This window comes from Arenibacterium sp. CAU 1754, assembly GCF_054482635.1.
On record NZ_JBTLRG010000001.1, the window covers coordinates 42,838 to 57,154 of the forward strand.

Below are 14,317 nucleotides of genomic sequence, written 5' to 3' on the forward strand. Positions count from 1 at the left end.
GATATCAGATCTTGCAATGTCCACATATGGACATTATGTTTTGTTGTGCACATAGGGGGGCGCCATGCCAGTCAATGCACGCAGGACAGAGTTTGAAACACAACCCCCCGCGGGCGTTCTGACGCCGCAGGACATGGGGCCGGCAGATCGCAAACGGCTGAGCGGGCCGGGGTTGCGCGCTTTCCTGGAAATCGCGGATCTGTGGAAGCTCAGCGAAAAAGACAGGCTTGCGGTGTTGGGCCAACCGTCGCGGTCCGCCTTTTACGGGTGGGTGCGCAAGGCGCAGGACCGCGAGGATCTGAGCCTCGGTCTGGATGTGTTGCTGCGCATTTCGGCCGTTCTGGGTATTCACAAGGCGCTGACCATCCTGTTTCATTCCCCCGATCAGGCGGTTCTGTGGCTGCGCGGGGCGCATGACGGGGTTCCGTTCACGGGGCAGGCGCCCGTCGATTTCATCACATCGGGCACGCAGGACGGTCTGCTGACGGTGCGGCGCTATCTGGATGCGTGGCGAGGGGGCAGCGCGGCCATACCCCGTGCGGATGATGCGTTTGAACCGATCACGTCCGAGGATGTGGTGTTTGGATGACCGCTGCTGATCTTCGCGGGTTTCCCCGGATTCCGGCCCCGGAACAAACGCATCGCGTCATTCCCAGCCGCTTTCCGCCGGTACCGGCCTTTGACACGGTGGCCAGCGCCGAGGATCTGGATGCAGTCATAGAGTTGGAGGGCTGGACCAACGACCGCCTTGTCGAATACAGGCTGCGCCGTCTTGCACCCTCTGACTGGGTGTTCGGGCGGGCCAATTCCAGCGTGGTGATGGCCGCCTTCCTGCATGGCAGCCCGACCGGGTCGCGCTTTGCCGCCGGGGAACTTGGCGCCTGGTACAGTGCCGCCAGCGAACAGACGGCGCTGATCGAGGTATTGAACGGGCTGCGCCGCGAGGTGGTCAATTCCGCCCTGAGCGAAAAGACCGAAGAGTATCGCACCTTCAACTGCCGTCTGGACGGGACCTATGTCAACATCCGCCAGAAAGCGCCCGCGCTGCATGATCCTGACAGCTATGCGCTATCCCAGGTTTTTGGCGAAAACGTCCGTGCAACCGGACTGGCGGGGATCAGCTACGACAGTGTGCGCGATGCGGGCGGTTGGAATTTTGTCTGCTATCACCCGGCGCTTGTGCAGGATGTGGTCCAAGCCGCCCATTGGCGCGCCCGGGTGGGCGCGCAGGGCAAGGTGTTCGTGGAAAAACTGTCCAGCGAGTGACGGGCGCCGATCAGCCGCGTTGCTGCGCGACGATCTTTGCCATCTCATCGGCGGGCAGATAACCGCGCAGCAATTCATCGCCCAGAACGAAGGTCGGTGTGCCGTTGATCTGCAGTTTTTGGGCCAATTCACGGGTCGCTGCGATTTCTGCGGTCACTTCGTCGCTGTCCATCTTGGCCAGAATGGCATCGGCATCCAGCACCAGTCCCTCGGCCAGACGGCGCAACGTGGTTTCGTTCAGGTCACCGTCAAAGTCCAGCAGCGCATCATGTGCCATCTTATAGGCATCTGCGCCCGCCACGTGTTTGGTGGCAATCGCAAAGCGGGATGAGATCATCGACGCTTCGCCCAGGATCGGGAATTCCTTGATGATGAGCCGGATGTTGCCATCGGATTTCAAAAGACCGTCCACCTCGGGCACCGCGCGCCGGCAATAGCCACAGCGATAATCCATGAATTCGACCAGCGTGATGTCGCCGTCGGGATTGCCGCCGACCCAGGAAAACCCGTCGTTGAAGATGTCTTCGCTGTGGGTCTGAACCAGTTCCACATCGGCATTTGCCTGCGCATTTGCCTTGCGCTCTTCCAGAAGGTTCACCGCTTCGATGATGATTTCGGGGTTATCCAACAGATAGGCGCGAACTTCGGCGCGAAACGCCGTGCGCTCGGCGTCGGTCATGGCATTCAGATCGACGGCATGGGCCGGGGTCGTGGCCAGCATGAGGGCCGTCGCGGCGGTAAACAGCGCAGGGGCAGCAAGGCGGATCATCTTTTTTTCCTTTTGGCGTTTTGTTCATATGCAATGAGCACATCCTGTGCCCGCTGCCAAGCCGCAGACCCACGTGGCAAAAGGCCCGTGGCGCGCTTGGCGTGGATTCCGGCGTCATCCAGACGCCCTTGAATGGCATAGCGTTCGGCGGTGACCATCGCGGCCATGCCGGGCTGACCGGTCTTGGCATAGGCCACCGACAGATCCCTGAGCAACCGGGCATCGCGAAAATCGCGGGCGCGGGCCTTTTCCAATTGGGTCAGGGCCGCCTTGGGCTGACCGGCAGCGAGCAGCGCGCGGCCATACCCAGCGAGGATCAGAGCGTCACTCGGCGCAAGCGACACAGCTGTCTTATAGGCGCTGACCGCCTGTGCGGTTTTGCGGTTTTCAATCAGGAGCTGCGCCTTGAGATCGTAATAGAAGGCATCGCGCGGCTGGACCGCCATTGCCCCGTCGATCGCGGCTATGGCGCGGGTCAGGTCATTGCGGCGGTGATAGGCCACCGCCTCGCGCATCAGGCGCACATCCTTGAACCGCTCTTCCTTGATCCGGCGCAGGGTCCATTTGGGGGCTTGCTTGAACGCGGTCAGTTTTCCACGAATGCGCGCAAACCAGTAATCCGCGGTCGGGTTCTCGGTCGATGTGTCGCCATAGGAGGCCAGATAGGCCTGTGCGGCGCGGATGCGGTCGCGGGTCAGGGGGTGCGACCGGGTATAGGGGTCCCGACGCGACACGCTCAGCACCTCCTGTCCGCGAAAGGTTTCGTGCAGCTCGACCAGCCCCCGGGGGCTGACTCCGGAAGATTGCAGATAACTGGCGGCCGAACGGTCTGCGGCGGCCTCTTCGGCGCGGCTGTGGGCCAGAAAGGAGCGCTGCGCGGAGGAGGCGGTGCCAATGGCAATTCCGCCCGCCGCTTCTCCGGCCCCTGCCGCCGCTGCGAGAACCGCAAGGGCGGCGCCCAGACCGGCCGCTGTGCGCGCACTGCCGAGATTGCCCATGCGCCGCGCGATATGGCCGTTGGAAATATGGGCCGCCTCATGTGCAATCACGGCCTGCAATGCCTCGGCCGAGGCAACTTTCTGGATCAAGCCATAGTGGATCAGGATCGTCTGGTTATTGACCACAAAGGCATTCAGCGAACTGTCATCGATGATCAGCACACGGACGCGTTGCGGGCTGAGCCCGGCGGCGCGCAGAATGGGGGCGGACAGCTGGTTCAGCCCATGTTCGATGTCTGCATCGCGCAGCAACGTCACCGCGCCTGCCGAAACCGTCGAGACAAGATAAAGCGCCACGGCCAGCCCGGCCGCGGGCGCGCAAGCAAGCATTGACGCCAGCCGGGATAAACGGTCAAACACCATGACTGCACAATGGGAGATGGGCATGCGAAACTCAACCCGATCTCAGGTTGATCCCTTTATTGTGATGGATGTGATGGAGGCTGCGCGCCAGGCCGAGGACGACGGCCACCACATCATTCACATGGAAGTCGGCCAGCCGGGCACAGGCGCGCCCAAGGGGGCGACGGCCGCCCTTGTCTCGGCGCTTGAACGTGATGCGCTGGGGTACACCGTGGCGCTGGGTCTGCCGGCGCTGCGCCGCCGTATCGCCCGGCTTTACGGTGACTGGTACGACGTCGATCTGAACCCCGAGCGCGTGGTGGTGACATCAGGGTCCTCGGCCGGGTTCATACTGGCCTTTACCGCCCTGTTCGATCCGGGCGAGAGGGTCGGGATCGGGGCGCCGGGGTACCCGTCTTATCGTCAGATCCTCAGCGCACTTGATCTGGTCCCGGTCGATTTGCAGACCGCCCCTGAAAACAGGCTTCAACCGGTCCCGTCGGACTTTGCCGGTATGGATCTGGCCGGGCTCATGGTCGCGTCACCGGCCAATCCGACCGGAACGATGCTGGACCGTGCGGCCATGGGCGCCCTGATCGATGCCACGCAGGATCAGGGGGCCGCGTTCATTTCCGACGAGATTTATCACGGCATCGAATACGAGGCCAAGGCGGTCACGGCGCTGGAGCTGTCCGACGATGTCTATGTGATCAATTCCTTCTCGAAATACTTCAGCATGACGGGCTGGCGCGTGGGGTGGATGGTCATCCCCGAGGATCATGTGCGCGTCATCGAACGGCTGGCGCAGAACATGTTCATCTGCGCCCCGCATGCCAGTCAGGTTGCCGCCCTTGCCGCGATGGATTGCGAGGATGAATTGCAGGCCAATCTCAAGGTCTATGCCGCCAACCGCGCCTTGATGCTGGAGGGGCTGCCAAAGGCGGGATTCACCAACATCGCCCCGCCGGACGGCGCGTTCTATGTCTATGCCGATGTCGGTGATCTGACGCAGGACAGCCGCGCCTTTGCCCGTGAAATCCTGGACAAGGCAGGGGTGGCCGTCACACCGGGGTTGGATTTCGACCCGGTGCGCGGTGCGACGACGCTGCGGTTTTCCTATGCCCGCTCGACCGCAGATATCAAGGAAGGTCTGGCCCGGTTGCAGCGGTTCATGACGGAACGGGGCAGCGCCTGAAGCGTTTCCATGCCCGGTTGCATCGGGTATGAGTGTCACAGGCAGGCCAGACATAAGGCCCGCGCAATAGCGGATAGAGGTATGAGCAGAGTTTTAGCGGCGCTTGCGATCCTGTGCGCGATGGCGGTCACGCATTTGGCGCAAGCGCAAGAATTCAGCGGGTTGGCCCGTCTGGACCCTGATCAGAGCCGGATCACCAAATCCGGGCGATCGGGGGTGCAAATTGATCTGTCGCTCAGCCAGGGCGTTCCGTTCCGCATTTTCACCCTTCAGTCGCCACCGCGCGTCGTGCTTGATTTTCAGGAGGTCGACTGGGGCACCCTCAGGGCGTCCGATCTGCTGCAAACCGACCTGATCGCGCAGGTGCAGTTTGGAAATTACGTGCCGGGTTGGTCGCGCCTGGTGGCGGAACTGGTCGAACCGATGGGGGTCTCACAGGCCGAAATGCGCGTATCGCAGGACAGCGGTGCTGCGCAACTGGCCGTGTCCCTTGATCCTGTCTCGGCGGACCAGTTCGCGGCGGGGGCGGGTGCGCCTTATGATCCGCGCTGGGATTTGCCTGACCCGGAAGATATCGTGATGCCGCCAAAACGCGGCGATGACGCGCCTTTGCGGATTGTGCTGGATCCCGGTCACGGGGGCATCGACCCCGGCGCTGAAACAGAAACGACAAACGAAAAGACTTTGATGCTGACCTTTGCACGCGAATTGCGCGAACTGCTGTTGCGCAGCGGCGGGTTCGAGGTGGTTCTCACCCGCGAGGACGATCACTTTGTCTCGCTCGAGCGGCGGATCGCGATGGCGCATCAGGCGGGGGCGGATGTTTTCATCTCCCTGCATGCGGATTCGCTGGCCGAGGGTCTGGCACATGGCGCCACGGTGCATGTTCTGTCGCGTGAGGCCTCGGACGTGGCCAGCGCCAAACTGGCCGAACGTCACGACCGGGGTCAGTTGCTGTCAGGTCTGGATCTGAGCGATGCGGATGACGAGGTGACCGGCATCCTGTTGGATCTCGCCCGTCAGGAAACCCAGCCCCGGACCGAGTCGCTGGCGCGGGCGCTGGTGGACGGGATGGCGCAGACGGGTGGGCCGATGAACCGCCGGCCATTGCGCTCGGCCGGGTTTTCCGTGCTCAAGGCGGCCGATATCCCGTCGGTCCTGATTGAAATCGGTTTCATCTCAAGTCCGCGGGATCTGAAAAACCTGCAAAATCCGGAGTGGCGGGCAAATATGGCGGGCGGCATCCGCAACGGTCTGCTTCTCTGGCGGGATGGCGACGAGGCACTGCGCCCTCTGGTACGTCAGTGAATGGGCGCTTATATGCCCAAGCTCGGCAGCATCGTGTTTTGACCCTGAAGGGTCCGACACCTATATTGAATACACTTGGGTTCCAGAGGCGGTAACGTGGTCAGACTTGTTCTTTCTTTTTTTGGTGCGATCTTCACCGTTCTGACGCTGGGTATTGCCATGCTTGCCCTGACGGTGGGCGGCGTGTTCTGGATGTATGGCCAGGATCTGCCCAGCCATGAATCCCTGGCCCAGTACAAACCGCCAACCATCAGCCGGATTTATTCCGGCGAAGGTCAGATCATCGACGAATTCGCCCAAGAACGTCGTTTGTTCGCGCCGGCAGACGAAATCCCCGATCTGGTGAAACAGGCGTTCATTTCGGCCGAAGACAAGAACTTTTACACCCATGCGGGCTATGACATGCGCGGTATCGTGGCTGCCGGCGTCGAGGCGGTCCGCTCGCGCGGGAACAACGTGCGTGGCGCCTCGACGATCACCCAGCAGGTCATGAAGAACTTTCTGCTGTCCGGCGACCGCCGCGCCGAACGCAAGATCAAGGAAATCATCCTGGCCGCCCGTCTGGAAAAGACGCTGGACAAGGAGCAGATCCTCGAACTCTACATGAACGAGATCTTTCTGGGCCAGAACTCCTATGGCGTTGCCGCTGCTTCGCAGACCTATTTCAACAAGACCCTGTCCGAACTGGCCCCGCACGAGGCGGCGTTCCTTGCGTCACTGCCCAAGGCGCCCAGCGATTTTCACCCGGTGCGCCGCAAGGACCGGCTGCTTCAGCGCCGGAACTTCGTTCTCGAAGAGATGTACGAGAACGGATACCTGTCCAAGGAAGAATACGATATCGAAGTCGCCCAGCCGCTGCGCTCGGTTCAGAACGGTGATTTCGAGAGTTTCCGGACGGCTCTGCCGCCGCGCAGCTATTTCACCGACGAAATCCGCCGCCAGTTGAGCGAGGATTTTGGCGAGGGCGAATTCTTTACCGGTGGTTTTACGGTACGTGCGACAATCGACGCGGAAATGCAGTCGGTTGCGGAACGCGCCTTGCAGGTCCAGCTGGAAAATTACGACCGCTCGCAGGGGATTTGGCGGGGGACGGGCAAGACCATTGCCGCCAATGCTCTGACCAGCGAAGACAGCTGGCGCGAGGCGCTCTCGAAGGTCGATGTACCGCGCGATGTCCAGTTGAATGGCACCTGGCATCCGGCTGTTGTGCTCGAGGTGACCTCGAACGACGCGCGGATCGGGATCGAGGATGTGCCCGAGGACGATGACGGTCACTGGATCGTGGCCAAGGATGTGCAATGGGCCCGCAAACGGAACGCGGATGGATCGCTTGGCCGCCGTGCCAAGGTGGCCGGCGACCTGCTTGAGGTGGGCGATGTCGTTCTGGTGCGGGCGATGACCAAGGATGACGACGGGTCGTTTATCCGTTGGACCCTGCGCCAGGTGTCCGAGGTTCAGGGCGGGTTCATGGCGATGGACGTCAACACCGGCCGCGTGCTGGCCATGCAGGGCGGATTTTCCTATCAGGATTCCGTGTTCAACCGCGCGACCCAAGCCCAGCGTCAGCCGGGATCAAGCTTTAAACCCTTTGTATATGCCGCCGCATTGGACAGTGGATACAGCCCCGCGACAATTGTCGTTGACGCCCCGATTGAGATCAACACGCCCCAGGGGCTGTGGCGGCCGCGCAATTCGTCCAACCAGTTCTATGGGCCGACGCCATTGCGCACGGGTATCGAAAAATCGCGGAACCTCATGACCATTCGTCTGGCGCAGGAAATCGGGATGGAGGTCGTTGCCGGCTATGCCGAACGGTTCGGGGTTTATGATAACATGGGACCGTTTCTTGCCAACTCGCTCGGGTCCGAGGAAACGACTCTTTACAAGATGGTGGCGGCCTATGCGATGTTCGCCAACGGGGGCGAACGGGTGAACCCGACGCTGGTGGACCGAATTCAGGACCGTTACGGGAAAACGATTTTCCGCCATGACAAACGCGCCTGCGTGGATTGCACGTCACCCGAATTGCTGCCTGGAAAATCGCCCCGGATTGAGTCCAACCGCGAACGCGTGATGGATGCGATCACCGCCTATCAGCTGACCTCGATGATGAAGGGCGTTGTGGATCGCGGGACAGCGACGAACATCAAGCTCAACGTTCCGATCGCGGGCAAAACCGGTACGACCAACGAAGCGCGCGATGTCTGGTTCATCGGCTTTTCAAGCAACATCGTTGCCGGGTGCTATATCGGACATGACAGGCCCCGCCCGCTGGGCAAGTCGGCCTATGGCGCGTCGATGTGCGGACCGGTGTTTCAGACCTTCATGAAAGAGGCGATCAGGAAATACGGCGGCGGCCGGTTCGAGGTGCCCCCGGGCGGTCATTTCATCAAGATCGACCGCTATACCGGCGGGCGTCTTCCCGATGACGCATCCGGTGACTATGTCGTGGCGGAATACTTCCGCGACGGCGAAGAACCGATCTTTGGTCTGACTTTCGACGGTGGTTTTGCGATGGGGTCAAACCTGCCTCTGTTCGAAGAGGTCGGGCAATCGGCGCGCGAGGTCACGACCTCGACCGGCAAAAAGGCTGTCGTTGGGCCAAAGGCCAATTTCGGCACGCTAAGTTCCGGCGGGCTTTACTGATCGCTTGCCCGCCTTGCGGGGCTGGTTTATCACCGTCACTCACAAACAGACATTTGCAGGACCTTTATGCGCGCTGACACGCAAAACACCGTGGCCGAAATCGAAAAATCGCTGAACCTTCTGGCGCAGCGGATGGATTGGGAAACCGCGCCGCACCGATTGGAGGAATTCAACGCGCGCGTCGAGGATCCGAACCTGTGGGATGATCCCGAAGCCGCGCAGAAACTGATGCGCGAACGCCAGATGCTGGTCGATGCGCTCGAGACCTACAACTCGATCAAGCAGGACATGACCGACAACGTCGATCTGATCGAACTGGGCGAGATGGAAGAGGACGACGAGGTTGTCGCCGACGCCGAGGCTGCGTTGAAAACGCTAGCGGAAAAGGCCGCCCAGAAAGAGCTTGAGGCGCTGCTGGATGGCGAGGCGGATGCCAACGATACTTTCCTGGAAATCAACGCCGGGGCCGGGGGCACGGAAAGTTGCGACTGGGCCTCGATGCTGGCGCGCATGTATGTGCGCTGGGCCGAGAAGAAGGGCTATAAGGTCGAACTGCAATCCGAAAGCGCGGGCGACGAGGCCGGGATCAAATCGGCCACCTACAAGATCAGCGGGCATAACGCCTATGGCTGGCTGAAATCGGAAAGCGGCGTGCACCGGCTTGTGCGTATTTCGCCCTATGACAGCGCGGCCAAGCGGCACACGTCCTTTTCGTCCGTCTGGGTTTACCCGGTCGTCGACGACAATATCGAGATCGAGGTGAACCCGGCCGATATCCGCATCGACACCTACCGGTCATCGGGCGCGGGCGGTCAGCACGTGAACACGACCGACTCGGCCGTGCGGATCACGCACCATCCCACGGGCATCGTTGTCACCAGTTCGGAAAAGTCCCAGCACCAGAACCGCGAAATCGCGATGAAGGCGCTGAAATCGCGGCTCTATCAGCTGGAACTTGACCGCCGGAACGCCGCCATAAACGAAGCCCACGAAAACAAGGGCGACGCGGGGTGGGGCAACCAGATCCGATCCTATGTTCTGCAGCCCTATCAGATGGTCAAGGACCTGCGCACCAACTTTGAAACCTCTGATACCAAGGGGGTACTGGACGGTGATCTGGACGGGTTCATGGCCGCGACACTGGCAATGGACGTGTCCGGCAAAAGCCGCGCCGAGGCGCAGGCCGACGGGTAATCGCGTCACATGTTCGAAAAACTGTAGTTGAAGATCTCGACCCGATTATCGCCATAGTTGTATCTCATGGGTAAGGTGTAATTTCTTATCTATTGTGAGTGTGAACGATGAAGGAATTTATCAATTCCGCCCTGACCAGCAGTTTTGTGGCCGATTTGGCTGATCTGGTCGTTGTGAACGAATCCGGTTCTGTCATCACTACGGATGATTTCGCACTAACAAACTATCCCAGTGAAAACTACACTATTGAGGTCACGGTGCGTGGGGCACTGGATGGAGAGGTCGCCGGTGTCTATTTGGCTGGCCCTTCGTCTTCGGCTCCGGCGGGAGAAGTGAAGGTTTCTGTTGGAGAATTGGGTGAGGTCGACGGCCAGATCGGCATTTTCTTGTCCGGCAACAGTGTTTCCACAGTTCGAAATGCCGGCCTGGTTTCAGGCAGTTTTTCCGGCCTGGAGTTTGACTCGGCTCATGTGACCGTCAGCAATGCGGGCACCATTTCTGGAACACATGGGGCTATTCGATCGTTTTTTGGTGCCGAAAGTTTTACGGTACGGAACACAGGCACGCTGTTGTCTGGCGATGGGGCCGGGGTGGGGATTGGGTCTTTCTTTTCAGGTCAGAGCTTGATCATCAACCGTGGAGAAATCGACGCGACGGGGGGTATTTCTCTTAACCAAGAAGACGATACGACCATCATCAATAAAGGCACTATCACAGGCGAACTTGGAATCAGTTTGTGGGGCAATGATCCATATTCCGGCCCTGTCGCTACGATCAATAACTCTGGAACCATTGTTTCGGACTTCCAGGGTATAGAACTCAAGGAAGAAAACGTGTTGGTCGTGAATTCTGGTACAATTTCCGCGTCGACTGGAATCGCTCTGCACCAAACATATACAACGATAAGAAACTATGGAGAGATCACCGGAGAGACGTATGCAATATTTGCAAATAACTTCAATGAGGTAGATATTTACAATAGCGGAACAATCACCGGAGATATCGATCTCAGTAACAGTTTTTTAGACGCTTCAGTTGTCAACGCTGGCACGATTATCGGTGATGTTTATCTGGGCATTACTTCTTCCGTCTACCGTGCCCACAATACGGGTTTAACGATCGGCTCGGTTTTCGGAAGTACTGAAGATGACCTTTTGGTCGGCAACGACGAGGCCGATTTCTTTTTTGGCAGCTATTCGAACGACCGTCTTGTGGGCAATGGCGGCAATGACGAACTTTTCGGCGAAACCGGTATGGATTGGCTGAACGGTGGCGCGGGCAATGACCTCTTGGATGGCGGATATGCAGACGACCGCCTGACCGGCGGCAGTGGCATAGACGTGTTCGTGTTTGCGGCTGACAGTGGATTTGACCGCGTGATGGATTACGAGGCCGGGGTCGACATCCTGCGCATCGCCGATCACGCGGGCGGGTTTGATGCCCTGCAGATCAAGGATTACGGGACCAACCTGAAAATCACCCATGACGGCGGCACCATCCTGTTGATGGGGGCCAGCGGGACTGTCCTAAGTGCGGCGGATTTCGATTTCGTCTAGTTCGAATGCAGCAGGTCGAGGCCGTCGGCCAAGTCATTCAACCGACACGCGCTTCCTGCGACACGGATTTGAATTCTAGCATTGTATGCAAGTCAATCCGATTGGAGGGTCGACGTGCCGTGCCGATTTGGCTGACTTCGCGCAATCTGTTATATTGCTGCTGCATACCTGACACAAGGCGCACATTTCCTGCGTTGCTGGTGAGCAAAGTAATCAATTCATATTTTTTCATGGAGGCCGATTATGGCTACTCAATTATTGAATGTAACCTTTGACGGGATCAACGACGTACCGCGTTTGCCGGGGCAATCGAATTTTGATGGTTCAGCTTTCATGGGGTATTACAACGTCTACTATTCTGCGCCTCAGCCAGGTGATGATCTTGACGCGACAGCCAGTTTTACCGGGAGCGGCTGGACGCTCAAGACGCTCAGGATAGCGGGTGACGAAAACTTCACGACTATAGTGGATTTGGACAATGGAGCCGACAGGCGTGTCGACTTGATGGAACTGGGATACAATTCTGACGTCGAATTGATATCAACACGGGTACGCTACATTTTTGGATGGGACGGTGACCGTCACGAGGTGACGTTGGGAAATGAACAGGTCGGATCGACTTTTGCCATCAATCTTTACGCCAAGGAAAACGTCGTCGCGACCGGTAATGCATATGTTGGCGCAATCGAAACCGGGTATAACGAAGACCCAGGTGCCGTGGGAGATACGATAACGATCGGAAGCGGAGATGTCGGTTCGATCAAGACTGGCGTTGGGAATGATACGATCAAGACAACCACCAGTTACGTTCAGTTAATCCACTCAGGTGATGGGAATGATCTGGTCGAAATCGGAAGCGGCAGCGGCGGGATCGTTAAACTGGGCGCCGGAAAAGACAAGATCATCGTGAATGAAGCCATCCCGGATTTCGGCCTGGTTATTCAAGGCGGTCAAGGCGTGGACACGATTGATTTCAAGAAATTCTCTGTCGGAGTCACATTTTCCCTGGACGAAGTTGGGGCGTTTCAGAACCCAGGTGCGCCAAATGGTGACCTGGCTGTGCCATCGGTCGGTTATATTTCCGAGAGCTCCATAGAAAACATTCATGCTACGAACAAATCGGACACGCTAACCGGGGACAATGGCAAAAACAGTCTTGTGGCAAAGGGCGGGGCTGACGTTGTTTACGGGCTTGACGGGAACGATACTCTGAATGGGGGAGGAGGCAACGATAAGCTGTTCGGTGGCCTTGGCCGTGACAAACTGATCGGCGGCAAAGGCAAGGATACGCTGGAGGGTGGCGAGGGCAACGATACTCTTCGCGGGCAGGCCGGCGCAGATGTTTTTGTGTTCTCCAGCAACGCCGGGGTGGACAAGATCAGCGATTATCAACAGGGGATCGACCTGATGCGCATTGCCGATCACAGCGGCGGTTTCGCAAGTTTGTCGATCAGTTCGAACAATGGAAACAAGATTATTGTTCACGATGGCGGAAAAATCATATTGCTCGACGACGCCAGTTTGACGCTGACCGCGGCCGACTTTGATTTCATCTGACGGGCGGGCTTTTCATATTCAGGGGCGGTGGCTAGGCTGAGGTCAGTTTCTTGACCCAGGTGGACACCATGACCCTGTCACGCCAATCGGCAACCAAACTGCTGTCTGACATGCGCGCCGGGGATCTGAGCGCGCGTGAGATGATGCAGGCCACACTTGATCGCATTGATCAGGTCAATGACTCCGTGAACGCCATTGTTGCCCTGCGGGATCGCGATGCGCTGCTGGCCGAGGCCGAGGCGGCGGATCAGACGCAGGAGCGTGGCCCGCTGCACGGGTTGCCGATTGCGGTCAAGGACCTGGTCAATGTCGCAGGTATCGTGTCGTCCATGGGCACGCCGGCCCTCTCCAATTTTGTGCCCCGGAAGGATGACATGATCGCCGCCCAGATGCGCGCGGCGGGGGCGATCCTGATCGGCAAGACGAATACGCCCGAATTCGGGCTGGGGTCGCATACGTTCAACCCGGTTTATGGCGCGACGCTCAACCCCTATGACACCACGCGCACCTGTGGCGGTTCTTCAGGCGGGGCGGCGGTGGCGCTGGCAACCGGAATGGTGGCGCTGGCGGACGGGTCGGACATGATGGGATCGCTGCGCAACCCGGCGGCGTGGAGCAACGTCTATGGGTTCCGGCCCAGTTGGGGGCGGGTGCCGTCCGAGCCGATCGGCGACAATTTCCTGCACCAACTGGCAACATTGGGGCCGATGGCACGCAGTCCGCAGGATCTGGCGCTGTTGCTTGATGTCATCTCGCACCCCGATCCGCGCCAGCCGCACGGGTATCACTCGGACACGGTTGCGCCCCTGACGCCGGCAGACCCCAAGGGGCTGCGCATCGGGTGGCTGGGCGATTGGGGCGGCGCGTTTCCGATGGAACCCGGGATTCTGGACAACAGCCGGGCGGGGCTGAAGGGCTTCGAAAGCCTGGGCTGTATCGTCGAGGACGTGACGCCGCCGTTTTCGGCCGATGCCATGTGGGACAGCTGGATTGCCCTGCGGTCCTGGGCGGTGGCGGCATCGCTGGCGCCGCTTGCGGATCAGGGCGCGCCGCTCAAGGACACGGCCATCTGGGAGCTGGAGCGGGGGCGCGCCCTGAGCGCGATGGACGTGCACCGTGCCAGCGTGGTCCGCTCGGAGTGGTTCAAGGCCGCGGTCGACCTGTTTGAAACCTACGACGCCCTGGTCCTGCCGTCTGCGCAGGTCTGGCCGTTTGACGTGACGCTTGAACACCCCACCGAAATCGCGGGGCAGGGCATGGATACCTATCACCGCTGGATGCAGGTCGTCGTGCCCGTCAGCCTGATCGGATTGCCCTGTCTGGCCGTGCCTGCGGGGTTCGGAAAGCAGGGTCTGCCCATGGGGCTGCAACTGTTTGGGCCGCGCGGCAGTGACGCAGCGCTTTTGCGGCTGGGGGCCGCTTATCATGAGGTGACACATTGGCCGCAGCAACGGCCCGCCATGTGATCGGATTGAAGGGGAGGGGC

12 protein-coding genes are annotated in these 14,317 nt (G+C 59.6%); 9 read left to right on the forward strand and 3 right to left on the reverse strand.

Going from position 1 to position 14,317, the window contains the following annotated elements; genetic code table 11:
* Positions 1–64: 64 nt before the first annotated feature.
* Together ACXYMO_RS00245 and ACXYMO_RS00250 are read left to right on the forward strand one after the other, a co-directional pair.
* Positions 65–589, forward strand: a complete 525-nt coding sequence (locus ACXYMO_RS00245) for an MbcA/ParS/Xre antitoxin family protein (protein ID WP_458876634.1) — start codon at positions 65–67, stop codon at positions 587–589.
* On the forward strand, positions 586–1,266 hold the full coding sequence (locus tag ACXYMO_RS00250) for an RES family NAD+ phosphorylase (RefSeq protein WP_458876635.1): 681 nt from the start codon (positions 586–588) through the stop codon (positions 1,264–1,266). The genes ACXYMO_RS00245 and ACXYMO_RS00250 overlap by 4 nt, the downstream gene beginning before the upstream one ends.
* Before the next feature lie 10 nt (positions 1,267–1,276).
* Here the strand turns inward: ACXYMO_RS00250 and ACXYMO_RS00255 are convergent, their stop codons facing one another.
* Positions 1,277–2,035, reverse strand: coding sequence for a DsbA family protein (locus tag ACXYMO_RS00255; protein WP_458876636.1), 759 nt, complete (start codon positions 2,033–2,035; stop codon positions 1,277–1,279).
* Positions 2,032–3,420 carry a M48 family metalloprotease gene (locus ACXYMO_RS00260; protein WP_458876637.1) on the reverse strand — a complete coding sequence of 463 codons (1,389 nt, stop codon included), beginning with the start codon at positions 3,418–3,420 and terminating at the stop codon, positions 2,032–2,034. The genes ACXYMO_RS00255 and ACXYMO_RS00260 overlap by 4 nt, the downstream gene beginning before the upstream one ends.
* Here ACXYMO_RS00260 and ACXYMO_RS00265 point away from each other — a divergent pair.
* The 5 genes from ACXYMO_RS00265 (at position 3,419) to ACXYMO_RS00285 (ending at position 11,274) form a co-directional block, all read left to right on the forward strand.
* The gene (locus ACXYMO_RS00265; protein WP_458876638.1) at positions 3,419–4,570 is read left to right on the forward strand and encodes a pyridoxal phosphate-dependent aminotransferase; all 1,152 of its coding nucleotides are present in this window, start codon (positions 3,419–3,421) and stop codon (positions 4,568–4,570) included. The two genes, ACXYMO_RS00260 and ACXYMO_RS00265, sit on opposite strands and share 2 nt — an antisense overlap.
* An 81-nt stretch (positions 4,571–4,651) precedes the next feature.
* Positions 4,652–5,878: an N-acetylmuramoyl-L-alanine amidase gene (locus ACXYMO_RS00270; protein WP_458876639.1), complete on the forward strand. Its 1,227-nt coding sequence runs from the start codon at positions 4,652–4,654 to the stop codon at positions 5,876–5,878.
* A 96-nt stretch (positions 5,879–5,974) separates the two neighbouring features.
* The gene (locus ACXYMO_RS00275) at positions 5,975–8,524 is read left to right on the forward strand and encodes a penicillin-binding protein 1A (RefSeq protein WP_458876640.1); all 2,550 of its coding nucleotides are present in this window, start codon (positions 5,975–5,977) and stop codon (positions 8,522–8,524) included.
* A 66-nt stretch (positions 8,525–8,590) separates the two neighbouring features.
* Positions 8,591–9,718, forward strand: coding sequence for a peptide chain release factor 2 (gene prfB, locus ACXYMO_RS00280; protein WP_458876641.1), 1,128 nt, complete (start codon positions 8,591–8,593; stop codon positions 9,716–9,718).
* Positions 9,719–9,825: 107 nt separating this feature from the next.
* The gene (locus ACXYMO_RS00285; protein ID WP_458876642.1) at positions 9,826–11,274 is read left to right on the forward strand and encodes a calcium-binding protein; all 1,449 of its coding nucleotides are present in this window, start codon (positions 9,826–9,828) and stop codon (positions 11,272–11,274) included.
* 37 nt (positions 11,275–11,311) lie between these two features.
* Here ACXYMO_RS00285 and ACXYMO_RS00290 read toward each other — a convergent pair whose 3' ends face one another.
* Entirely contained in the window at positions 11,312–11,506 is a 195-nt protein-coding gene (locus tag ACXYMO_RS00290) for a hypothetical protein (protein ID WP_458876643.1), read from the reverse strand.
* A gap of 11 nt (positions 11,507–11,517) precedes the next feature.
* Here ACXYMO_RS00290 and ACXYMO_RS00295 point away from each other — a divergent pair, with 11 nt between their 5' ends.
* Together ACXYMO_RS00295 and ACXYMO_RS00300 are read left to right on the forward strand one after the other, a co-directional pair.
* Entirely contained in the window at positions 11,518–12,831 is a 1,314-nt protein-coding gene (locus ACXYMO_RS00295) for a calcium-binding protein (RefSeq protein ID WP_458876644.1), read from the forward strand.
* Between the two features lie 68 nt (positions 12,832–12,899).
* Positions 12,900–14,297, forward strand: coding sequence for an amidase (locus tag ACXYMO_RS00300; RefSeq protein ID WP_458876645.1), 1,398 nt, complete (start codon positions 12,900–12,902; stop codon positions 14,295–14,297).
* The last annotated feature ends 20 nt before the right edge of the window (positions 14,298–14,317 follow it).